At 42.8% G+C, this 22,404-nt stretch carries 24 protein-coding genes and 1 other annotated feature; of the genes, 21 read left to right on the top strand and 3 right to left on the bottom strand.

What is annotated here, in order from left to right; genetic code table 11:
• The first annotated feature begins 319 nt into the window (after window positions 1–319).
• The 4 genes from infC to JOD21_RS07715 all read left to right on the top strand — a co-directional run bounded on the left by infC (window position 320) and on the right by JOD21_RS07715 (window position 1,892).
• Window positions 320–913 carry a translation initiation factor IF-3 gene (infC, locus tag JOD21_RS07730; protein WP_084218545.1) on the top strand — a complete coding sequence of 198 codons (594 nt, stop codon included), beginning with the start codon at window positions 320–322 and terminating at the stop codon, window positions 911–913.
• Between the two features lie 22 nt (window positions 914–935).
• A complete protein-coding gene (gene rpmI / locus JOD21_RS07725; RefSeq protein ID WP_039810275.1) occupies window positions 936–1,124 on the top strand; it encodes a 50S ribosomal protein L35 in 189 nt (62 codons plus the stop codon).
• A gap of 42 nt (window positions 1,125–1,166) precedes the next feature.
• Entirely contained in the window at window positions 1,167–1,526 is a 360-nt protein-coding gene (rplT, locus tag JOD21_RS07720) for a 50S ribosomal protein L20 (RefSeq protein WP_204729055.1), read from the top strand.
• A 102-nt stretch (window positions 1,527–1,628) separates the two neighbouring features.
• Window positions 1,629–1,892: a DUF1294 domain-containing protein gene (locus JOD21_RS07715; RefSeq protein WP_239581484.1), complete on the top strand. Its 264-nt coding sequence runs from the start codon at window positions 1,629–1,631 to the stop codon at window positions 1,890–1,892.
• Between the two features lie 111 nt (window positions 1,893–2,003).
• Here the strand turns inward: JOD21_RS07715 and JOD21_RS07710 are convergent, their stop codons facing one another.
• Window positions 2,004–2,396 (bottom strand): sigma-w pathway protein ysdB, encoded by a 393-nt coding sequence (locus JOD21_RS07710; RefSeq protein ID WP_204729054.1) that lies wholly within the window; start codon window positions 2,394–2,396, stop codon window positions 2,004–2,006.
• Between the two features lie 105 nt (window positions 2,397–2,501).
• Here JOD21_RS07710 and JOD21_RS07705 point away from each other — a divergent pair, with 105 nt between their 5' ends.
• From JOD21_RS07705 to JOD21_RS07695, 3 genes are all read left to right on the top strand, one after another.
• Window positions 2,502–2,990 carry a dUTP diphosphatase gene (locus JOD21_RS07705; protein WP_239581483.1) on the top strand — a complete coding sequence of 163 codons (489 nt, stop codon included), beginning with the start codon at window positions 2,502–2,504 and terminating at the stop codon, window positions 2,988–2,990.
• A 63-nt stretch (window positions 2,991–3,053) separates the two neighbouring features.
• A complete protein-coding gene (locus JOD21_RS07700) occupies window positions 3,054–4,139 on the top strand; it encodes a M42 family metallopeptidase (protein WP_204729053.1) in 1,086 nt (361 codons plus the stop codon).
• A gap of 284 nt (window positions 4,140–4,423) precedes the next feature.
• Window positions 4,424–4,876: a small multi-drug export protein gene (locus JOD21_RS07695; RefSeq protein ID WP_239581482.1), complete on the top strand. Its 453-nt coding sequence runs from the start codon at window positions 4,424–4,426 to the stop codon at window positions 4,874–4,876.
• On the opposite strand, the gene sspI is transcribed toward JOD21_RS07695, so the two are convergent.
• A complete protein-coding gene (gene sspI, locus JOD21_RS07690; RefSeq protein ID WP_204729052.1) occupies window positions 4,866–5,075 on the bottom strand; it encodes a small acid-soluble spore protein SspI in 210 nt (69 codons plus the stop codon). The genes JOD21_RS07695 and sspI overlap by 11 nt on opposite strands.
• Before the next feature lie 98 nt (window positions 5,076–5,173).
• On the opposite strand from sspI, the gene JOD21_RS07685 reads away from it, so the two are divergent.
• The 3 genes from JOD21_RS07685 to pheT all read left to right on the top strand — a co-directional run bounded on the left by JOD21_RS07685 (window position 5,174) and on the right by pheT (window position 9,764).
• Entirely contained in the window at window positions 5,174–5,923 is a 750-nt protein-coding gene (locus tag JOD21_RS07685) for a TrmH family RNA methyltransferase (protein ID WP_204729156.1), read from the top strand.
• A 48-nt stretch (window positions 5,924–5,971) separates the two neighbouring features.
• Window positions 5,972–6,211 (top strand) — a binding site (T-box leader).
• Window positions 6,212–6,296: 85 nt separating this feature from the next.
• Window positions 6,297–7,340 carry a phenylalanine--tRNA ligase subunit alpha gene (gene pheS / locus JOD21_RS07680; RefSeq protein WP_204729051.1) on the top strand — a complete coding sequence of 348 codons (1,044 nt, stop codon included), beginning with the start codon at window positions 6,297–6,299 and terminating at the stop codon, window positions 7,338–7,340.
• Window positions 7,341–7,352: 12 nt separating this feature from the next.
• A complete protein-coding gene (pheT, locus tag JOD21_RS07675) occupies window positions 7,353–9,764 on the top strand; it encodes a phenylalanine--tRNA ligase subunit beta (protein ID WP_204729050.1) in 2,412 nt (803 codons plus the stop codon).
• A 49-nt stretch (window positions 9,765–9,813) separates the two neighbouring features.
• On the opposite strand, the gene rnhC is transcribed toward pheT, so the two are convergent.
• Window positions 9,814–10,731, bottom strand: coding sequence for a ribonuclease HIII (rnhC, locus tag JOD21_RS07670; protein WP_204729049.1), 918 nt, complete (start codon window positions 10,729–10,731; stop codon window positions 9,814–9,816).
• Between the two features lie 144 nt (window positions 10,732–10,875).
• Between rnhC and zapA the strand changes: the two genes are divergently transcribed.
• From zapA to trxA, 11 genes are all read left to right on the top strand, one after another.
• Entirely contained in the window at window positions 10,876–11,136 is a 261-nt protein-coding gene (gene zapA / locus JOD21_RS07665; protein ID WP_041121199.1) for a cell division protein ZapA, read from the top strand.
• Window positions 11,137–11,143: 7 nt separating this feature from the next.
• Entirely contained in the window at window positions 11,144–11,692 is a 549-nt protein-coding gene (locus JOD21_RS07660; RefSeq protein WP_204729048.1) for a CvpA family protein, read from the top strand.
• A gap of 66 nt (window positions 11,693–11,758) precedes the next feature.
• Window positions 11,759–13,471, top strand: a complete 1,713-nt coding sequence (gene polX, locus JOD21_RS07655) for a DNA polymerase/3'-5' exonuclease PolX (protein WP_204729047.1) — start codon at window positions 11,759–11,761, stop codon at window positions 13,469–13,471.
• Between the two features lie 10 nt (window positions 13,472–13,481).
• Window positions 13,482–15,839, top strand: a complete 2,358-nt coding sequence (locus tag JOD21_RS07650; protein ID WP_204729155.1) for an endonuclease MutS2 — start codon at window positions 13,482–13,484, stop codon at window positions 15,837–15,839.
• Window positions 15,840–15,859: 20 nt separating this feature from the next.
• Window positions 15,860–16,267, top strand: a complete 408-nt coding sequence (locus tag JOD21_RS07645; protein WP_204729046.1) for a DUF350 domain-containing protein — start codon at window positions 15,860–15,862, stop codon at window positions 16,265–16,267.
• A 487-nt stretch (window positions 16,268–16,754) separates the two neighbouring features.
• Window positions 16,755–18,449, top strand: a complete 1,695-nt coding sequence (locus JOD21_RS07640; protein WP_204729045.1) for a long-chain-fatty-acid--CoA ligase — start codon at window positions 16,755–16,757, stop codon at window positions 18,447–18,449.
• Window positions 18,450–18,557: 108 nt separating this feature from the next.
• On the top strand, window positions 18,558–19,139 hold the full coding sequence (locus tag JOD21_RS07635; RefSeq protein WP_204729044.1) for a TetR/AcrR family transcriptional regulator: 582 nt from the start codon (window positions 18,558–18,560) through the stop codon (window positions 19,137–19,139).
• A gap of 13 nt (window positions 19,140–19,152) precedes the next feature.
• The gene (locus tag JOD21_RS07630) at window positions 19,153–19,926 is read left to right on the top strand and encodes an enoyl-CoA hydratase (RefSeq protein WP_204729043.1); all 774 of its coding nucleotides are present in this window, start codon (window positions 19,153–19,155) and stop codon (window positions 19,924–19,926) included.
• A 27-nt stretch (window positions 19,927–19,953) separates the two neighbouring features.
• Window positions 19,954–20,727: an electron transfer flavoprotein subunit beta/FixA family protein gene (locus JOD21_RS07625; RefSeq protein ID WP_204729042.1), complete on the top strand. Its 774-nt coding sequence runs from the start codon at window positions 19,954–19,956 to the stop codon at window positions 20,725–20,727.
• Window positions 20,728–20,755: 28 nt separating this feature from the next.
• Window positions 20,756–21,730: an electron transfer flavoprotein subunit alpha/FixB family protein gene (locus tag JOD21_RS07620; RefSeq protein WP_204729041.1), complete on the top strand. Its 975-nt coding sequence runs from the start codon at window positions 20,756–20,758 to the stop codon at window positions 21,728–21,730.
• Between the two features lie 279 nt (window positions 21,731–22,009).
• On the top strand, window positions 22,010–22,324 hold the full coding sequence (gene trxA, locus JOD21_RS07615) for a thioredoxin (protein ID WP_041120966.1): 315 nt from the start codon (window positions 22,010–22,012) through the stop codon (window positions 22,322–22,324).
• Window positions 22,325–22,404: the final 80 nt, after the last annotated feature.

The raw sequence follows: 22,404 nt of genomic DNA, 5'->3' as shown, positions 1-22,404 counted from the left end.
AGTGAAAGTTACGATTTGTTATCCATGCTATATCCTGTATACATTGCTTTAAAACATGAATACCTGTGAAATAAGTGAGTTTATGCGGAAATCTTTAAAAAAGTATTGCTTCCCTTTCATATATCTGATATCATCAGTTTTGTTGATTAAGAACTTGGATTGACATTCAACTCGGTATTTGCTACAATAGCAAGAGTGAATCGAATACGGATTTGTGTACAAGAAGAGGCACCCGCTTCTCACCTTCCCGGCCTTTAAGCTGGATGGTCACACGCATGTACCCCTAATAGGGCATTATGTGTATGGTAGCGGGAGACTTATGAAGTTTCCGGCTTTTTTTGTTGTCGAAAACACGTCACAATGGTATTCAAAATCAATCCGGAGGTGGATTACTATTAGCAAGGATAACACACAGATTAATGAAAGCATCCGTTCACGCGAGGTGCGTCTGATTGATCAAAACGGTGAACAGCTAGGTGTTAAATCAAAGAATGAAGCGCTTGATATCGCAGCGCGTGTCAACCTTGACCTCGTTCTGGTTGCGCCAAATGCTAAGCCGCCTGTTGCAAGAATTATGGACTATGGTAAGTACAAATTCGAACAGCAGAAAAAAGAAAAAGAAGCACGTAAAAATCAAAAAATCATCAATTTAAAAGAGGTTCGTCTGAGCCCTGGAATTGAAGAACATGATTTCAATACAAAGCTTCGTAATGCACGGAAGTTCCTTGAAAAAGGCGATAAAGTAAAAGCTTCAATCCGTTTCCGCGGACGTGCCATTACACATAAGGAAATCGGCCAGAGAGTGCTTGAGCGTTTTGCTGAAGAATGTAAAGATCTTTCTACAGTAGAAACAAAGCCGAAGATGGACGGCCGCAGCATGTTCCTTATGCTTGCACCAACGAACGAAAAGTAATGATTTAAGGAGGATACTACTCATGCCAAAAATGAAAACTCACCGTGGATCAGCTAAGCGTTTCAAGAAGACAGGTAAAGGGAAACTTAAGCGTTCACGTGCATTCACTAGTCACCTTTTCGCTAACAAGTCAACAAAAGCTAAGCGTAAACTGCGTAAAGGCTCACTTGTGTCTTCAGGCGATTACAAACGCATCAAAGATATGATCTAATTCTAAAAATAATGAACATGATTTATTAGGAGGTAATTTACTATGCCACGTGTTAAAGGTGGAATCGTTTCTCGTAAACGTAGAAAAAGAGTTCTTAAACTCGCTAAAGGTTATTATGGTTCAAAACACACGCTATACAAAGTAGCTAATCAGCAGGTAATGAAGTCAGGAAACTATGCTTTCCGTGACCGTCGTCAGAAAAAGCGTGATTTCCGTAAGCTATGGATCACTCGTATCAACGCAGCTGCACGCACAAACGGCCTTTCTTACAGCCGTCTAATGCACGGTCTTAAGCTTGCAGGTATCGAAGTAAACCGTAAAATGCTTGCAGATCTTGCTGTTGCAGATGAAAAAGCATTCGCACAACTTGCAGACGCTGCTAAAACTGAACTTAACAAGTAATAAACAAGGCTGTCCTTCACCGGGCAGTCTTTTTTAATGTCGTCAGGCAGATTGTGTTAAGATAGTTCCGTTCAACCGTAAATGCTTGAAAGAGGTGTAATGATGGATACGCTGTTTATTTTGTTTTACTTGATCATGACTGCAGCTGGATTCATATCGATGAGAAATGATAAAAAACGTGCGCAGAAAAATGAATACAGAATTGCTGAGAAGACGTTATGGACAATTGCAATAGCAGGAGGGTCTATGGGGTCATGGGTCGCCATGAGTGTTTATCGCCATAAAACGAAACATACGTCCTTCAGAATTGGAATGCCATTTATCGTCATTTTGCATAGCGCATTGATTATATGGGTGACTAGTTAATCCGGACGATCAGGCTGATGCTGAACTGAAGTGATTAGTGACAGAAATGAGCCTCCACAGCGTTATCTATGGAGGCTCATTTTTGTATAACGATCTATAAGGATGTAAACTTTACGCGTCTTCCTTTTCAAGCAGTTCCCGGATCGGACTCTTCCAGTCAATCTTTGCGTATGGGTAGTTGCTTTTGATTTCAGTCTCTATAAAACGGAAATCCTCCACTTTAAACCCCTGAAGATTAGCCGGATCATCCGGCCAGACGAATATACTCACCACGTCAAATGAACGGTCAGCTTCACCAAGGTATTTCTCCCCCTGGAACATAACGCCATTGTACGTAATGAAAAAGTTTTTTCTCGGATTGCGTGCATCATCATGGAAGTAATAGTCTTCTTTTTCATGAGCGAGCTCAAGTTTTCTTTTAGGATCAAACAAATATTTAATCCCTTTATATAGCAGATAGAGTATCAGTATAGTAATCAGTACCCTGAGCAGAATTAAGATCATGCGAAACCCCCTGTAACCTCTTTTACCCTTGTACGTATACAGGATCGTAAAAGTTTCAGTTTTTATATGATTTTTTGTTAAACTGAATCAGAAGGAGGGGATACGATGTTGAACTGGGATGAGCTGTATCACATGCAAAATGAATTGGATTCATTTATTGAAAGAGAAAATAACCTGACAGGTAAAGATCTGTTAAGAGATAAGCTGCTCGCTTTATCAGTGGAAGCAGGTGAGCTTGCGAATGAAACAAGATGTTTTAAATTCTGGAGCAGAAAAGGACCTTCTGAAAAAAGTATCATCCTCGAAGAATATGTGGATGGCATTCATTTTCTATTGTCTATTGGACTTGAAAAAGATTTCAGATTTTCGGGTAGCGCTGATGAAAAGGGAAGCCAATCGCTGACTGATTTGTTTATAGCATTTAACAGGTGTATCAGTGCGTTCGAACTGGATCAGACTAAAGATCATTATATTCAGATGTGGCATGTGTATTTAGCCATTGGTGAAAAGCTCAGCTTCAGTGCACAGGATACCATTCAGGCTTATATTCAAAAGAACAAAGTTAACGTAGAGCGTCAAAAGAAGGAGTACTAATTTTGTGAATACTCTGTCGAAGTGTTATAATGACTGTTGGAAATATGTTAGGGAGGCGAAGAAATGACAAAATATAATGAACAGCTGACAATGCTGAAAGATTTAACGGATGCAAAAGGAATTCCTGGTAATGAACGTGAGCCGAGAGAGGTTATGAAGAAATACATATCACCATTTGCTGATGAAGTGTCAACAGATGGTATCGGAAGCCTGATCGCTAAGAAATCAGGTGAAGAAGGCGGGCCGCGAGTAATGGTGGCAGGTCACCTGGATGAAGTCGGCTTTATGATCACACAGATTGATGATAAAGGCTTTCTGAAGTTCCAGACAGTCGGGGGCTGGTGGTCTCAGGTCATGCTGGCGCAGCGTGTAACGATCGTTACAAATAAAGGTGATATTACAGGTGTGATTGGTTCAAAGCCACCGCATATCCTGCCTCCGGAAGCGCGCAAAAAGCCGGTTGATATTAAAGATATGTTTATTGATATCGGTGCATCTTCTAAAGAAGAAGCGATGGAATGGGGCGTAACACCTGGTGATATGGCTGTTCCATATTTTGAGTTTACAGTGATGAACAATGATAAAATGCTTCTTGCAAAAGCCTGGGATAACCGTATCGGATGTGCGATTGCCATTGATGTGCTTAGACAGCTGAAAGATCAGCAGCACCCGAATGAAGTGTACGGTGTAGGGACAGTACAGGAAGAAGTCGGCCTGCGCGGCGCCCGTACAGCAGCTGCAACTGTAAAGCCTGATATCGGTATTGCAGTGGATGTTGGTATTGCCGGAGATACGCCTGGCGTGACGGCTAAAGAGGCAAGTTCAAAGATGGGTGATGGCCCTCAGATTATTCTTTATGATGCTTCGATGGTTGGTCATAAAGGTCTGAGAGATTTCATTACGAACATTGCTGATGAGCATGGCATTCCTTATCAGTTTGATGCGATTGCAGGCGGAGGAACAGACGCAGGTTCGATTCACTTATCAGCAACCGGCGCACCTTCTATTGCCATCACTGTTGCATCACGCTATATTCACTCACATGCAGCGATGATTCATAAGGATGATTATGAGAATGCTGTGAAGCTGATCGTGGAAGTCATTAAAAAGCTTGACCGCGACGCTGTTAATTCAATTACGTTTGATTAATGTGAAGGCTGGGGCAAATATGTCCCGGCCTTTCATTCTGTAAACGGTTCACTGCGCTGCAGGCGGTGCTTTCCAAGTGGATGGGCCGTTTTGTGGCCCCGGTGAGCCTCCTCGAGCTTCGCTCTGCGGGGTCTCACCTGTCCGTTTTATCCCGCTGGAGTCACCGTCTTCCGCTTCGTTCACCTCTGTATCAATATAAGAACCAAGCTTACTCTAAACTTTTAAGTTTAGTCCTAACAGGTTATCAAGTATGATAACTTTAACTACATTTAAAGGAGTCTATTATGCCAATTGTTGAATATGCGCTGTTGTTTCTGGCCGCTGCTACGCCGTGGCTTGAGATTGCGCTGGTTATACCGCTTGGGATTTTGAGAGGGTTGTCACCTTTTTGGGTAATGGTAACGGGGTTTGCAGGTAATCTGTTAACCGTATTTCTGCTGATTGTTTTATTTCAGAAAGTGAAGGAATACCTGGCAAAAAGAAAAGAAAAAAGTGAGGGTAAAAAAGAAGGGAAGCGACAGACGAGGGCGAGAAATATATGGAATAAATACGGTTTACCCGGCCTGTCACTTCTTGGTCCTATCCTGATCGGTACGCACATTGCTGCTTTTATCGCGCTGACATTAGGTGCTGATAAAACGCGCGTACTTATCTGGCAGGTGATCAGCATTGCGCTCTGGACACTTGCATTCGGCTATGCTGCAGTGTTTGGTGTGGACTTTTTAATTAATGCTTAAGTCCGCCTTCAAGCACCTGCAACATTTTTTGCTGTTCTGCTTCAGGACTTTCTTTCCAGATGATCTCAAACAGTACGCCAAGTCCAGGCAGGAGCTGTTCTTCCTCCCGTTGAATTGAATCAACAATCGTATCCTTCAGCTGCTCAACGTTGTTTTCTTTTACATTTTGCACGACGGTTTGTCTGATATTCAAATTCATCGTCAACCCTCCATTCAGAATGATAGTTTCTCCATCTTTACTTTATTTATTCACAAAACCAGGGCTATAATAAAGGAATCGATGAAACAGGGAGTTGTATACACGTGATTCAATCACTGCAAAATACAAAAGTGAAAGAGTGGAAAAAATTAACGACAAAAAAAGGTCGCGATAAGAGCGGATTATTTCTTGCTGAAGGATGGCATTTAACTGAAGAGGCAATAAAAGAGGGTGCGGCAGTTGAAGTGGTTATAAAAGAGGGAATAGAGCTGCCTGACTATCTTGAAGATGCTGCGATTCATTTTGTGACAGAAGAAATTGCACTCCTGCTTGCAGAGACTGAACATACTCAAGGTGTATTTACAGTCTGCAGACAGCCTTCTGCTGAATTCGAGACGATTAAGGCGACGAATATTCTGATGCTTGATGCTGTGCAGGATCCGGGTAACCTCGGAACGATGATCAGAACAGCTGATGCGGCTGGAATGGATGCCATAATATTAGGAAAAGGCACCGCGGATCCATATAATGCAAAAGTGCTCCGCTCCGCCCAGGGCAGTCATTTTCACCTGCCTTTGATCAGGCGTGACCTGTCATCAGCCATTGAAGCATGCAAAGAGTCAGGGATTCCTGTATATGGAACTTCTCTGCAGGATGCTGAGCCATATGGACATACTGCACCGCAGGAAAAGTTTGCATTGATTGTCGGTAATGAAGGCGCCGGTGTTAATCCTGAGTTCCTTGAACTGACAGATCAAAACCTTTATATTCCGATCTACGGAAAAAGCGAATCATTAAATGTGGCGATTGCTGCAGGGATCCTGCTTTATCATTTGAAAAAACAATGATTGTCTTTAAAATGAATTTCAAGTAGTATATACTTGTTGTGAAAAGAAATAAAAACGTTGACGGAGAAAAGTAATCTGGTCAATTTGTGTGACAGGGAAGGTGGGTCCTTGACTGAAAATCCGCCTGCACAAACCATGATGAAGTTCACCTCCAGAGTTGTCACCGGGACCGCATAATCGCGTAAAGGTGTACCGGCTAAACGCCGTTATCAGTCTAATGAGCGGATCTGTCTATTATGACGGATCAATCAGGGTGGTACCACGGAATCAAAGCACTTCGTCCCTTTTACCAGGGGTGAAGTGCTTTTTTATATTGATCCGGCTTTTTGGAGAATGTGAAATAAGCCGATGAACTAAAGGAGGAACGCATGTAATGGAACAACGATTACAGGAACTGAAGCAGGAAGCGCTTGAAAAAGTTCAGCATGCTGCTGACTTAAAAGAATTAAATGATGTCCGGGTTGCATATCTGGGCAAAAAAGGACCGATCACCGAAGTGCTGAAGGGAATGGGAAAGCTCTCAGCTGAAGAACGTCCAAAGATGGGTGCGCTTGCAAATGAAGTGCGTGACAATATTACAGGTGCGATCGAGGAAAAGCAGGAAGGACTTGAAAAGGAAGCAGTTGAAAAGCAGCTTGCAGAAGAGTCGATTGATGTTACACTGCCGGGACGTCCTGTACCTGCAGGTCACGCGCACCCGCTGACAACTGTGATTGAAGAAATTGAAGATCTGTTTATCTCGATGGGTTATACCGTGGAAGAGGGCCCTGAAGTTGAAAAGGATTATTACAACTTTGAAGCACTTAACCTGCCTAAAGGACACCCCGCAAGAGATATGCAGGATTCATTTTACATCACTGAAGACGTGTTGCTCAGAACACATACATCTCCTGTACAGGCCAGAACGATGGAGCGTCACGCAGGAAAAGGTCCTGTGAAAATTATCTGTCCGGGTAAAGTGTATCGCCGTGATAATGATGATGCAACGCACTCTCACCAGTTCATGCAGATCGAAGGCCTTGTAGTGGATGAAAATATCCGTATGAGTGATCTGAAAGGGACGTTGAATGTATTTGCGAAAAAGATGTTCGGTGAAGACCGTGAAATCAGACTGCGTCCAAGTTTCTTCCCGTTTACAGAACCGTCAGTTGAAATGGATATTTCATGTAAGATCTGTGGGGGAAAAGGCTGCAGCGTTTGTAAAGGAACAGGATGGATTGAGATTCTTGGAGCTGGAATGGTGCATCCAAACGTCTTGAGAATGGCTGGATTTGATCCTGAGAAATATTCAGGTTTTGCATTTGGAATGGGACCGGAGCGGATTGCCATGCTGAAATACGGAATTGATGATATCCGTCATTTCTACACGAATGATGACCGTTTCTTAAAACAATTCGCACGTAAGGAAATTCGCTAAGGAGGATCTGACATGTTTGTATCTTATAAATGGCTGGAAGAATATATTGACTTAACTGATGTAACCCCTGAAGAGCTCGCTGAGAAGATTACACGCTCAGGAATTGAGGTTGAAGGAGTAGAAGTACCTGCAGAAGGTATTAAAAACGTTGTCATCGGACACGTTGTCTCATGTGAAAAACACCCGGAAGCAGACAAGCTGAATATTTGTCAGGTGGATGTAGGTGAGGATGAGACCGTACAGATTATCTGCGGCGCGCCAAACGTTGGCCAGGGACAGAAAGTAGCTGTAGCAAAAGTTGGCGCAGTACTTCCCGGTAACTTTAAAATTAAAAAGGCGAAGCTGCGCGGTGAAGCTTCTCACGGGATGATCTGCTCACTTCAGGAGCTTGGCGTGGAAGCAAAGCTTGTTGAAAAGAAATATGCAGAAGGTATTTTTAACTTCCCTCAAAATGCAGAAGTCGGTGCAGATGCACTTGAAGCGCTGATGCTCGATGATGCAATTTTAGAACTTGGTCTTACACCGAACCGTGCTGATGCAATGAGTATGATTGGAGTGGCTTATGAGACAGGCGCTATCCTTGATCGCCCTGTAAAGCTTCCGGATCTGAGCTATGACACTGTCTTAGAAAAAGCGGAAGATGTGATTAAAGTAAGCGTGGAAGCAACGGAAGAAAACCCGATCTATCTTGCAAAAGTAGTGAAGGATGTAAAAGTTGGTGAATCTCCTCAGTGGATGAAAAACCGTCTCGTTGCTGCAGGCATCAGACCACACAACAATGTTGTTGATATTACGAACTATATTCTGATTGAATACGGGCAGCCGCTTCACGCATTTGACCTTGATCAGATTAAAACAGGCGAAATCGTCGTCCGTCTTGCCAAACAGGGTGAGAAGATTAAAACGCTTGATGAAGCTGAGAGAACATTAAGTGACAATCATCTGGTGATCACAAATGGAGAAGAGCCAATGGCGATTGCAGGTGTAATGGGCGGCTATGACAGTGAAGTGACTGATCAGACAGTCAATGTTGTCATTGAGTCTGCTTACTTTGCGCCGTCTTCAGTACGTCAGACGTCAAAAGAGATTGGCCTCCGCAGTGAAGCAAGCTCACGTTTTGAAAAAGGTGTGGATCCCAAGCGTGCAGCACTTGCAGCAGAACGCGCAGCCCAGCTGATGTCATTGTATGCAGATGGAAAAGTACTTTCCGGTACATCTGCTGCTGAGCATATGGACATCAAAGAAAAAGTGATCTCAATCAGCCTTGAGAAAATCAATCGTGTAACAGGTACAGATCTTTCTGAAGCTGATGTGCTCGATATTTTCCGCCGGCTTCAGATTGAAGCTGATTCACAGGACGGTTTGATTACAGTGTCAGCTCCAACGCGCCGCGGGGATCTTGAAATTGAAGAAGACCTGATTGAAGAGGTTGCACGACTGTACGGCTATGACAATATCCCAATGACACTTCCTGTTCATGAAACAAATCCGGGCGGACTGTCCCCAAGACAGCAAAAGCGTCGTCTGATCCGTCAGACAATGGAAGGCGCAGGACTTGTTCAGGCTGTCACGTATTCACTGACAAACCAGCAGAAAGTCACTGAGTTTGCGCTTGAGGTAAAGACACCTGTAGAACTTATGATGCCAATGAGTGAAGAGCGAAGCCAGCTTAGACAAAGCATTATCCCACAGTTGCTTGAAAGTGTTTCATACAACAGTGCGAGACAAAAAGATTCTTCTGCCTTCTATGAAACAGGATCAGTATTCCTGTCTGAAGGCGGCGAACTGCCGAACGAAGAAGAACATCTTGCAGGTGCGCTTACAGGGCTGTGGCAGCTGCATCCATGGCAGGGCGAGAAAAAGCCGGTTGACTTCTATGTAGCAAAAGGAATTCTGGATGCTCTTTGGGAGAAACTTGGCGTAGCTGAAGATATCCGCTATGAAGCTGCTCAGATGGATCATATGCACCCGGGCAGAACAGCTGCAGTTATTTATAAGGGTCAGCAGATCGGACTTGTTGGACAGGTTCACCCTGTCAAAGCAAAAGAGCTTGATCTCAAGGAAACGTATGTATTTGAAATCAAGCTTGAAGCGATTTATCAGGAAGAGTCTGTACCGCTTAAGTACAACGTCATTCCAAGATACCCTTCTATCTCGAGGGATATTGCGCTTGTAACAGATAGAACCGTTGCAGCAGGTACACTTGAAGCGATTATTAAACAGGCCGGCGGAACACTGCTGAAGCAGGTTCAGCTATTTGATCTATATCAGGGAGATAAAATGGAGGAAGGCAAGAAATCCCTTGCATTCTCACTGACGTATATGGATCCTGAACGTACGTTGACTGACGAAGAAGTCGTCAAAGCACATAACAAAGTGCTTGAAGCGGTTAAGCAGGAAACAGGCGCAGAGCTGCGTTCATAAGATAGTAAAAAAGCTGAGACAAAGTAAAATGTCTCAGCTTTTTTAAGTATTACACAAGCTTCTTCGCTTTCACCGTATTTGCAAAGTGTTCTTTCGTAAAATGATTCAGACTTTCTTCGCCTTTCAAGCGGATCAGCCTGGCAGCAGCCTGATCAACTTTTGAGCCTGCTCCTTTAGGAAGCGTGAATCCGGCTTCTTCACTCAATTGATCCATCGCTTTAATAAATGCATATCGTGCAATAATAGAGGCAGCTGCAACAGCCAGGTGAATGCCTTCAGCTTTCGTGCTGAAATATACTTTTTCTCTGTATATCGCTTTTTCTCCGCTGACATGGCGGAAGTACACCTTTTCCTCAGCAAACTGATCAATCAGGACACATTCCGGCCTGATAGGTGCGATTTTTTTATTCAGGTGTAAAATCGCCTGATTATGAAGAACTGCTTTGATTTTCCCCTGTGTCCAGCCCTGTTGCTGTTTTGCATTATATTTTTCGTTCGGAAGTGTGAGCAGACTGTAAGGAATTGTATGGATCAGGTTTTTCGCAATTTTAACGATGGTATCATCTGTTAAGTGTTTTGAATCTTTTACACCAAGTTCCTTAAGTAAAGGAATCTGATCTTTTGATACATAAGCAGCAACAACTGTGATCGGACCAAAATAATCGCCTGTTCCCACTTCATCAGTTCCGATAATCGACATATTTGCAATATTTCCCGGAAGAGCCTGGTCAGAAGGAGAAGACACCTTTTTTGCCTTTTGTTCAGACTTCCCCCATTTTGCAGCCTCCTGTTCGCCAGTCTGTCCCTGAAATAATACTTTACCGGATTTGTAAGCAGTAATCGCATAAGTAGGTCCTTTAGCTGAGAACAAAGCACCTGCGGGAGGATTTGGTTTTAAAAATTGCTGGTAGTGTAATTTCATTTCATTAATCTTTGAAATTGGTAAAGTCAGTACTGCGTTCGCCATATATTTCTCCTTTATACAGGTGGAATTTAATTCGTCAGCTTTTAATAGTGACGCTATTTGTAAATAAAATCAACTTTTCTTTTCATCTGTAAATTCTACATGTTATGATAGTGATTAGGATTCTTGAGAATGGGGGCAGCTGCGTTGTCTAACAATCATAAAAATCGCACAAGCGTTGACATCTATGGACAATCTTACTCCATCGTAGGCAGTGAGTCCACGTCTCATATCAGACTTGTTGCCTCAATGGTAGATGATAAAATGAGAGAGATCAGTTCGGTTAACCCCGCACTGGATACGTCAAAGCTTGCTGTGCTGACAGCTGTGAATGCAGTACATGATTATTTAAAGTTAAAAGAAGAAATGGAAGAACTCGAGAAAGAATTAAAAAAATTAAGGGATTGAATGCTGGATGCTAGATTTGGTGCTGTTTATTTTGCTTGTGGCCGGCTTCCTGATTGGATTGCGCCGGGGATTTATTTTACAATTGATTCATATGATCGGCTTTATTATTTCATTTTTCCTTGCTTACCGGTACTATGAGGAGCTGGCTCCAAAATTAGTACTATGGGTGCCTTATCCCGCATTTGACACTGATTCACAGCTTGCGCTGATTGCGGAAACTGTCAATCTTGAAGATGCTTACTACCGTATTATTGCTTTTGCTATCATCTTCTTTGCTGCTAAAATTGTGATGCAGCTGATCGGTTCAATGTTTGATTCCGTTGCCCAGTTCCCGATGCTGCGTCCGCTGAATGTGATTGGCGGAGGACTGCTCGGTTTTATTGAAATGTATATTGTTTTATTTGTACTTATTTATATTGCTGCGATGATCCCGATGGCAATCATCCAGAATACATTGGAAGGTTCCTGGATTGCGGCATTTATTCTTGAACATACACCCGTGTTTTCAGAGCAAGTAAAAGACTGGTGGCTGGAAACGCGTTCGTCATCATCTTAACCATTTAGAAAGCCCGGAATTCCAACACGCGGATTCCGGGTTTTTTAGCGAAAGGAAGCGGTCGTAGTGAATAAAAAAGATGTGATTAAATTACTGGAGAAAATTGCAGTTTACATGGAACTGAAAGGAGAAAATCCTTTTAAAATCAGTGCATTCAGAAAAGCTGCACAGGCAGTCGAAACAGACCAGAGAAGCTTATCACAAATCGATGATTTCACAGCACTGAAAGGTGTGGGGAAGGGAACGGCTGCAGTTATAAAAGAATATGTGGAAACCGGCGAATCAGAAACCCTTACTTCACTGAAAAAAGAAGTGCCTGAAGGATTAATACCGTTATTAAAACTGCCGGGGCTTGGCGGTAAAAAAATTGCCCGCCTCTATCAGGAGCTTGGTGTTGAATCAATTGAAGACCTGAAAGCTGCCTGTCAGGAAGGGAAAGTTCAGGCATTATCCGGTTTCGGTGCAAAGACTGAAGAAAAAATACTTGCAGCAGTTGAGAATGCAGGGAGCCGGCCGGAACGTCTGCCGATTGCAACTGTGCTGCCAATTGCCGAAGAAATGGAGCTGCTGCTTGGAGGCATCAGCGAAATCATCCGTTACTCAAGAGCAGGCAGCCTGAGAAGAACAGCTGAAACAGTCAAAGACTTAGATTATATTGCTTCAACTGAAGAACCTGAGAAAGTAAGAGATCAGATTCTTGGGATTCAAGGGTTAAAGGAAGTCATCTCAAGCGGCGATACGAAAGTTTCAATCGTGCTTGAGCGTGGAGTGGATATTTCCATTGATATCAGACTGATAGAAGATAAGGCTTTTCCGTCCACGCTGCATCATTTTACAGGATCTAAAGATCACAATGTCAGGCTCAGACAGATTGCAAAAGATCGTGGGGAAAAGATCAGTGAGTACGGTGTGGAAAACAATGATACAGGTAAAGTAAAAACGTTCGAAACGGAAGAAGATTTCTTCAGATACTTTGATCTTGAGTACCTGTCGCCTGAACTGCGTGAAAATGGACGTGAAATCGACAAGCACAAAGAAGCAGCATCACTGATTTCCCTTGAAGATATCAAAGGGGACCTTCATATGCACACGACCTGGAGTGACGGTGCTTATTCATTGGAGGAAATGATTGAAGCGTGTATTAAAAAAGGATACGATTACATGGCGATCACTGACCACTCCGCTTATTTGAAAGTGGCGAACGGTCTGTCAGCGGAACGTTTAAGAAAACAGATGCAGGAAATCAGGAAGCTTAATAAGAAGTATGCTGAAATTGAAGTACTTGCAGGGATCGAAATGGATATCCTGCCTGATGGCACACTTGATTATGAAGATGACCTGTTAGCAGAGCTCGATATTGTTATTGCTTCTATTCACTCATCATTTTCACAGTCCCAGGAAAAGATCATGGCGCGTCTTGAGACAGCACTGTTGAATCCGCACGTTGACTTTATTGCGCACCCCACAGGACGGATTGTCGGTGAGCGGAAAGGTTATGAACCGGATATCGATCAGCTGATTAAAAGGGCTGCAGAAACAAAGACAGGCCTTGAGCTGAATGCTAATCCATACCGGTTTGATTTGAATCATGAGCACGTGGCAAAAGCCCAGGAAATGGGTGTGCCGATTTTTATTAATACTGATGCCCATGACCAGGCTCATTTAGAGTTTATGGACCTTGGTGTAAAAGTGGGGCGTAAAGGTTGGTTGAAAAAAGAGTCAGTGATGAATGCACGGACCTTTGAAGAACTGTCAAAATTCCTAAAACGCCACGAGTAAGGAGAGAAAGCTGTTGAATAAATCAATTAAAACGCTTGAATTTAATAAAATTAAAAGCCTTGTGATGGAACACGCAGCATCATCACTTGGTTCAATGAGAATTGATAAAATGGAGCCTTCCTTTTCTCTTGAAGACGTAACAAGGCTTCAGGACGAAACGGATGAAGCGGCAACAATATTAAGGGTAAAGGGCGGGATGCCGCTTGGCGGAATTTTTGATATCAGGCCTCATATTAAACGTTCGCAAATCGGCGGTATGCTCAGTGCAGCAGAATTAATACAGGTTGCAAGTACGATCAGAGCCGGTAAGCATATCAGAAACTTTGTGGATGATATGCATGAAGAGCGGGAAATTTCAATTCCGATTATTACTGAAAAGAAAGAAATGCTCGCCATTTTAACACCCTTAGAACATCAGATATTTGATTCAATTGATGAGAGTGGAGAAGTTCTTGATTCAGCGAGCACTGAACTGCGTGCGATCCGCCAGAGAATCAGAACGAGTGAGAGCAGAGTGCGTGAAAAGCTTGAAAGTGCCATCCGCTCGAAAAATGCCGCAACGATGCTTTCAGATGCAGTCATTACAATCCGTAATGACCGCTACGTGATTCCGGTTAAACAGGAGTACAGAAGCCATTACGGCGGGATTGTACACGATCAGTCCTCTTCAGGTCAGACGTTATTTATTGAACCTGCTTCCATTGTTCAATTTAACAACCAGCTGCGTGAACAGCGGCTGAAAGAGCAGGAGGAAATTGAAAAAATTCTGATTGCCCTTTCACTCGAAGTACAGCAGGAAGCTGATAACCTGCTATTAACAGTGGATATTCTCGCTGATCTTGACTTTATGTTTGCTAAAGCCAAGTACGGACGGACAATTAAAGCAACAAAGCCTGAAGTAAATGACCAGGGAATCATTAAGCTGAATAAAGCGAGGCATCCTCTGCTGCCGATCGACGAAGCCGTAGCGAACGATATCTACCTTGGCGAAGAGTTCTCTACAATTGTGATCACCGGTCCTAACACCGGCGGTAAAACAGTCACATTAAAAACGATAGGTCTGTGTACGTTAATGGCACAGGCAGGCCTGCCGATTCCTGTTCTTGACGGCTCAAAAATTGCTGTGTTCCAGTCTGTACACGCAGATATAGGCGATGAGCAATCAATTGAACAGAGTCTGAGTACATTCTCTTCTCACATGGTGAATATTGTAGAGATTTTAAAACAGGCTGACAGCGAAAGTTTAGTGCTTTTTGATGAGCTTGGTGCGGGTACAGACCCTCAGGAAGGCGCCGCACTTGCGATTTCTATCTTGGATGAAGTACACGGAATCGGGGCGAGAGTTGTAGCAACGACACATTATCCTGAATTAAAAGCATATGGCTATAACCGTGATGGCGTGGTTAATGCAAGCGTTGAATTTGACGTGGAGACGCTCAGCCCGACTTACCGGTTACTGATCGGAGTCCCGGGACGCAGTAATGCATTTGATATCTCAAAAAGGCTTGGCCTGAGCGATCATGTGATTGAGCACGCGAAATCATTTGTCGGCACTGACAGTAAAGCTGTTGAAGCGATGATTGCTTCTCTTGAAACGAGCCGAAGAGGTGCCGAGACAGATTATGAGGAAGCGCAGGAACTGTTAAAGGATGCAGAGAAGATTCATCGCGATATGCAAAAGCAAATGGCGGAGTTCTACAGCAAAAAAGATGACATGATTGAAAAAGCTAAATTAAAAGCGCAGGAAATTGTTGAGAAGTCAAAAGCTGAAGCTGAACAGGTCATGTCAGAACTCCGACAGCTGAGATTCGAAAAACAGGCAGATGTAAAAGAACATGAATTAATTGATGCTAGAAAGAGACTCGATGATGCTGCACCAAAATCTTCAGCGAAGAAAAAGCAGCAAAAAACAAAGACTGAGAGAACGCTGCAGCCAGGCGATGAAGTGAATGTGTTGAGCTTCGGTCAAAAAGGTACGCTCATTAAGAAAACAGACGAAAAAGAATGGGCTGTCCAAATGGGTATCCTCAAGATGAAAGTAAATGAAAAAGATCTTGAATTTATTAAAGGCGAGAAAAAACCGGATCCTAAACCACTTGCAACTGTGAAAGGAAAGGATTTTCATGTCAGCCTTGAACTTGACCTAAGAGGAGAGCGTTTTGAAAATGCACTGCTGAGAGTGGACAAGTATATTGATGATGCCCTTCTGGCCGGATATCCACGGGTTTCAATTATTCACGGCAAAGGTACAGGTGCATTACGTTCCGGTGTCCAGGAAAAACTGAGAAATCACCGTTCAGTGAAAAAAGTAAGACTCGGAGAAGACGGTGAAGGAGGCAGCGGGGTAACCGTTGTGGAATTCAAATAATGGGGCAGAAGGTGAGCGGAATGGAAAGTTTCTGGCAGCATCCGCTAATTGAAACTGCGGGTTATTTCAGTGTGGTAGTTGTATGTATGATCGTGTTTTTATCCATTTTTGAACTTGTGACCAAGTATAAAAATTGGGAAGAAATTAAAAATGGGAATCTCTCTGTTGCGATGGCGACCGGCGGTAAAATATTCGGTATCGCAAATATTTTTCAAAGTTCTATCAGTCAGCATGACACATTGTTTACAATGATGGGCTGGGGAATATTCGGATTTATTCTTCTGCTGGTTGCTTATTTTGTCTTTGAATTTCTCACACCGGGATTTAAGGTGGATGAAGAAATCAAATCAGATAACAGAGCAGTTGGACTCATCTCAATGCTCATTTCAATTGGATTATCATTTGTTATTGGAGCCAGTATAAATTAAGGAGTAGAAACATGGAAAACTTAATCAAAATCCTCATCGTCTGCTGCGTTATCTTCATGATCATTGGGATTGTGTATTTAGTTACTTTATAGGATGTAATATATTGACTCAATTGAAATTGTGTTCTGATACACTTGGGAAGTACCTAATAAAGAAGACTTACTTATAAAAATTTCAAGGGTAACGAAGCGGAAGGCGGTGACTCCGGGACGATTAGCGGGATAGCTGAGACCCCGCAGAGCGAAGCTCAAGGAGGCTTGGGATGGGGCCAAAAAACGGCCCACGTCCGGAAAGCACCGCCTGCAGCACAGTGAATTGAGTCGAGAGCAGCTGAGTATTCATAGGTAATCATTTCAGTCATATATTTAAAAAGGCACGCTGTGTCTTTTTTCTTATAATAAAATTGTAACCGTTTTCTTTTTAGATTATAATAAAACCAGAAATGAGAATTTTCTAATTATTTTATTCTAAAGAAGGAGGTTTTACGATGACATCACAGCCGTGGCTGAAGCTTTACCCCGATTCAATTCCAACACATCTGGAATATGAACCGAAACCAGTACACGCATATTTAACAGAGGCTGCAAAAAATTATCCTGAGAAAATCGCCGTTCACTTTATGGGGAAGGAGTTTACATTTAAGGAAATGTACGACTCATCTCTTAAAATGGCAAAATACCTGCAGGACATAGGTATTCAAAAGGGTGATCGGGTAGCCATCATGCTGCCGAACATGCCTGCATCTGTCATTGCGTATTACGGAATTTTATATGCAGGTGCTGTAGTCGTTCAGACAAATCCGCTTTATACGGAGCGCGAGCTTGAGTACCAGATGAAGGACTCAGGCGCTAAAGCAATTATATCTATGGACATTTTATTCCCGCGCATTTCTAAAGTATTTAATGATACTGACCTTGAACACATTATTATCTCTGCTATTAAAGATTTTCTACCGTTTCCAAAGAACCTGATTTATCCTTATATCCAGAAAAAACAATATGGTTTAACAGTAAAAGTTGAGCATGCAGGAAGTAATCATCTGCTGACTGAAATACTGAAGACCGCTTCAACTGATCCTGATATTCCTCCGATAGATTTTGAAGATGATATTGCGATTCTGCAATATACAGGAGGGACAACCGGTTTTCCAAAAGGCGTGATGCTGACGCATAAAAACCTGATTGCCAACGCTTCCATGTGTGATGCGTGGCTGTATAAAAATAAAAAAGGTGAAGAGAGTATCCTCGGTATTCTGCCGTTTTTCCATGTGTACGGTATGACAACTGTGATGATTCTTTCAATTATGCAGGGATATAAAATGATACTGCTTCCAAAATTTGATGTGGAAACAGCACTTAAAACAATTCACAAGCAGAAGCCGACAATTTTCCCAGGTGCGCCAACCATTTATATTGGCATACTGAATCATCCGGATCTGAAAAAATATGATCTGACTTCAGTAGAGTCATGCCTGAGTGGTTCAGCACCGCTGCCTGTTGAAGTGCAGGAGGAATTTGAAAAAGTAACCGGTGGTAAGCTTGTTGAAGGGTACGGTCTGACAGAGTCTTCTCCTGTAACGCATTCGAACTTTATCTGGGATGCCAAACGGATCAAAGGAAGCATAGGGGTACCATGGCCGGATACTGAATCCAAAATTATCTCAATGGACAGTGGAGAAGAACTTCCTCCAGGTGAAGTTGGAGAGATTATTGTAAGAGGTCCTCAGGTAATGAAAGGTTACTGGCATCAGCCTGAAGAAACGGCCGCAATTTTAAAAGACGGCTGGCTGTATACTGGAGATCTTGGCTATATGGATGAAGAAGGTTATTTCTATGTAGTGGACCGTAAAAAAGATATGATCATTGCCGGAGGATTTAACATTTATCCGCGTGAGATTGAAGAAGTAATGTATGAACATCCTGCAGTACAGGAAGTAGTAGCTGTCGGTGTTCCTGATGCATACCGGGGAGAAACAGTAAAACTCTTTGTAGTATTAAAACAGAACCAGAAAGTAACTGAAGAAGAGCTTGATGAATTTGCTAGAAAGCATATGGCAGCTTATAAGGTGCCAAGAATCTATGAGTTCCGGGATGAGCTGCCAAAAACAGCTGTCGGTAAAATTCTGAGAAGAAAGCTTGTAGAGGAAGAAAGAGAAAAGCAGCAGCAAAAACATTCGTCATAAACCGGGTTTTTTCTTGACGAAGTAAGGTTTTCTTAGTAAGATGAAAATATGAATGACTATTCATTCATATTTTCGTCTTTTTTATATGTGATTGAAGGGTGATGACCGATGAAGAAAGATAAACCGAAATACAAATTAATTATTGATGCTGCCGTAGTGGTCATTGCTGAAAACGGCTACCATCATGCGCAAGTTTCCAAGATTGCCAAGCAGGCTGGCGTTGCAGACGGCACAATCTATTTATATTTTAAGAACAAAGAAGATATTCTCATTTCACTTTTTGAAGAAAAGATGGGGCAATTTGTTCAGAAAATCAGAAATAAGATGTCAGGTACAGATGACGCGGTGGATCAGCTGAAAGTACTGGTGGAAAGCCATTTTCAGATGCTTGCGGATGATCACCATTTAGCCATTGTAACACAGCTGGAGCTCAGGCAGTCCAATAAAGAAATCAGAATGAGAATTAATAAAGTACTGAAGGAATATCTGGTCCTTGTCGATGATGTTTTGCAGCACGGCGTTGATAGCGGTACGCTTTCTGAAGACCTCGATATAAGATTGGCAAGACAGATGGTATTTGGTACGATTGATGAGGTGGCAACAAGCTGGGTCATTAACGACCAGAAGTATTCAATTACTGAACTGTCACCAGGTGTACATAGGCTATTAGTTAAAGGATTATGCAAATGAAGGGGAGATCACGATGAGCTTCTTAAAATGGGAGAATGACCAGTATATATCTACTGCAGTCATTAACAGGCCGCCGGCAAATGCACTTGCAAGCGACTTAATCATGGAAGTGAACGGCTGGCTTGATGCAGTAGAGCATGATGAAAATGTACGTGTTCTGCTGATACACGGTGAAGGCCGCTTCTTCTCAGCAGGCGCAGATATTAAGGAATTCACTCAGGTTGAATCAGGTGCTGAGTTCTCAAAGCTTGCCGGAAGAGGTCAAAAAGTTTTCGAAAGAATGGAAGCGTTCTCAAAACCGATTATTGCTTCTATACATGGTGCAGCTCTTGGGGGCGGTCTGGAACTTGCGATGGGTTGTCATATCCGGTATGTAAGCGAGACTGCAAAACTTGGCCTTCCGGAACTGCAGCTCGGTCTTGTGCCAGGCTTTGCAGGATCACAGCGTCTTCCGCGTTTAGTCGGATTCGCTAAAGCAGCGGAAATGCTGCTGTCAAGTGACCCGATTACCGGTGAAGAAGCAGTTCAATGGGGACTGGCTAATAAAGCTTTTCCTGAGGATCAGGTGCTTGAAAAATCGAAAGCGCTTGCATCAAAACTTGCAGGTAAAAGCCCTGTATCTGTAAAAGCGGCACTTGAACTTCTTCAGTACTCAAAAACTGGAGATTTCCATGAAGGTGTGGCAAGGGAAGCTGACATATTTGGAGAAGTATTTGTTTCAGAAGATGCTAAAGAAGGAATCAGCGCATTTATTGAAAAAAGACAGCCTGAATTTAAGGGCCGTTAATCACTTAATAAACAGGAGGTAATATACATGAATATTTTTGTGCTAATGAAGAGAACGTTTGACACAGAGGAAAAGATTTCTGTCTCAGGTGGAAAAATTGCTGAGGATGGCGCAGAGTTCATCATCAACCCTTACGATGAGTACGCAATTGAAGAAGCAATTCAACTAAAAGACGCACACGGCGGTGAAGTCACTGTCGTATCGGTAGGCGATGAAGAGACAGAAAAACAGCTGCGTACAGCACTTGCAATGGGCGCTGATAAAGCAGTTTTAATTAACATTGAAGATGATGTTGATATGACAGATGAATTTTCTATTGCAAAAATCCTTTCTGAATATCTGAAGGATAAAGATGCGGATCTGATTATTGGAGGAAACGTTGCGATTGACGGCGGATCAGGACAGGTTGCACCACGTGTGGCTGATTACCTGAACATTCCTTACGTAACAACAATCACAAGCATTAAAGTAGATGGTGAAAAAGTAGAAATCGTGCGTGACGTAGAAGGTGATTCAGAAACAATTGAAACATCTCTTCCACTGCTCGTAACTGCACAGCAGGGGCTGAATGATCCCCGCTATCCTTCACTGCCTGGTATTATGAAAGCTAAGAAAAAGCCGCTTGATGAAATTGAGCTTGATGACCTTGATCTTGAAGAAGACGATGTCGAACCTAAAACAGAAACGGTTGAGATCTATCTGCCACCGGCAAAAGAAGCAGGTCGTATTCTTGAAGGTGAAGTGGATGATCAGGTAAAAGAACTTGTTCAACTTCTTCGTACTGAAGCAAAAGTAGTCTAACTCTATAACTATTCAGGAGGTATAACCGATGAGCAAAAAAGTACTTGTATTAGCAGAAACAAGAGAAGGTTCACTTAGAAATGTATCATTCGAAGCAATTGCAGCGGGTAAGATGATTGCTGACGGCGGAGAAGTGATCAGCGTACTGATCGGAAACGGAATCACAGACGTGGCAAATGAACTGGTAGCCTATGGCGCGGACCGTGTTATTACAGTTGAGGATGCAAAGCTTGAGCAATACTCTTCAGATGGCTTTTCTCAGGCACTCCTTGCAGTGATTGAACAGGAAAATCCTGAAGGAATTGTCATGGGACACACTTCATTAGGTAAAGATCTGTCACCAAAGCTTGCAAGCAGACTGAACAGTGGTCTTGTATCAGATGTAACTGCAATTGAAGCTGATGGAGATTCACCAAAGTTTATCCGCCCAATATATAGTGGTAAAGCTTTTGAGAAAAAAGTCATCAAGGATGGCCTTACTTTCATTACGATCCGTCCGAATAATATTCCGGCTCTTGAAAAAGAAGAAGGACGCTCAGGCGACGTTTCATCTGTAAGCGTTGACATTACAGACCTTCGCACAATCATTAAAGAAGTTGTCAGAAAAGCAACAGACGGTGTGGATCTGTCAGAAGCAAAAGTAATTGTTGCAGGCGGCCGCGGTGTGAAGAGTGAAGAAGGATTTGAGCCGTTAAAAGAACTTGCTGACCTGCTTGGCGGTGCAGTAGGTGCATCACGTGGTGCATGTGACGCAGATTACTGTGACTACTCACTTCAGATTGGACAGACTGGTAAAGTTGTAACACCTGACCTTTATATTGCATGCGGAATCTCAGGTGCGATTCAGCACATGGCAGGTATGTCTAACTCTAAGGTCATTGTTGCGATCAACAAAGACCCTGAAGCGAACATTTTTAAAGTAGCTGACTACGGAATTGTAGGAGATCTGTTTGACGTAGTACCGCTTCTGATTGAAGAATTCAAAAAAGTTAAAGTATCTTAATTTAACTTAAAAAATATTCCCTGAGAATTCAAAAGTGCAGCGGAACGTAAGGCGGCGACTCCGGGACGAATAGAGGGAAGCTGAGACCCCGCAGGCGCTTGCGCCGAGGAGGCTCAGCAACCTCCGTCCGGAAAGCGTCCGCCTGAAGTGAAGCGAAACGGTTGTAAGAGCCTGACACTTGTCTCAGGCTCTTTTCAATTCTCAGGCAAAAACGTGGAAATACAAAATACTCCCTGCTATACTTCAACTATATTCGTATTTAACAAGGAGGAATTTCACATGGCAATTGCACACGCAACTGATCAAACATTCGCTACTGAAACACAAGAAGGTTTAGTACTGGCAGACTTCTGGGCTACATGGTGCGGACCTTGTAAAATGATTGCACCTGTTCTTGAAGAGCTTGATACAGATATGGGTGACAAAGTTAAAATCGTTAAGCTTGATGTGGACGAAAACCAGGAAACAGCAAGCAAATACGGTGTAATGAGTATCCCAACACTTGTTGTCTTCAAAGATGGAGAGATTGTAGACAAGGTAGTAGGTTTCCAGCCTAAAGAAGCACTTGAAGAACTGCTTAACAAACACGCATAATGACAAAGCCGGGCCTTGTGCCCGGCTTTTATTTTGAATATGCTGGCTGATTGAGTAAAATAAAGGTAACATGCGTGCAG

Origin of the sequence: Jeotgalibacillus terrae (genome assembly GCF_016908195.1) — a bacterium.
Classification (GTDB): Bacteria; Bacillota; Bacilli; order Bacillales; family Jeotgalibacillaceae; genus Jeotgalibacillus; species Jeotgalibacillus terrae.
Note: the sequence above shows the minus strand (reverse complement) of the source record. Positions and strands in the feature narration are given on the sequence as shown.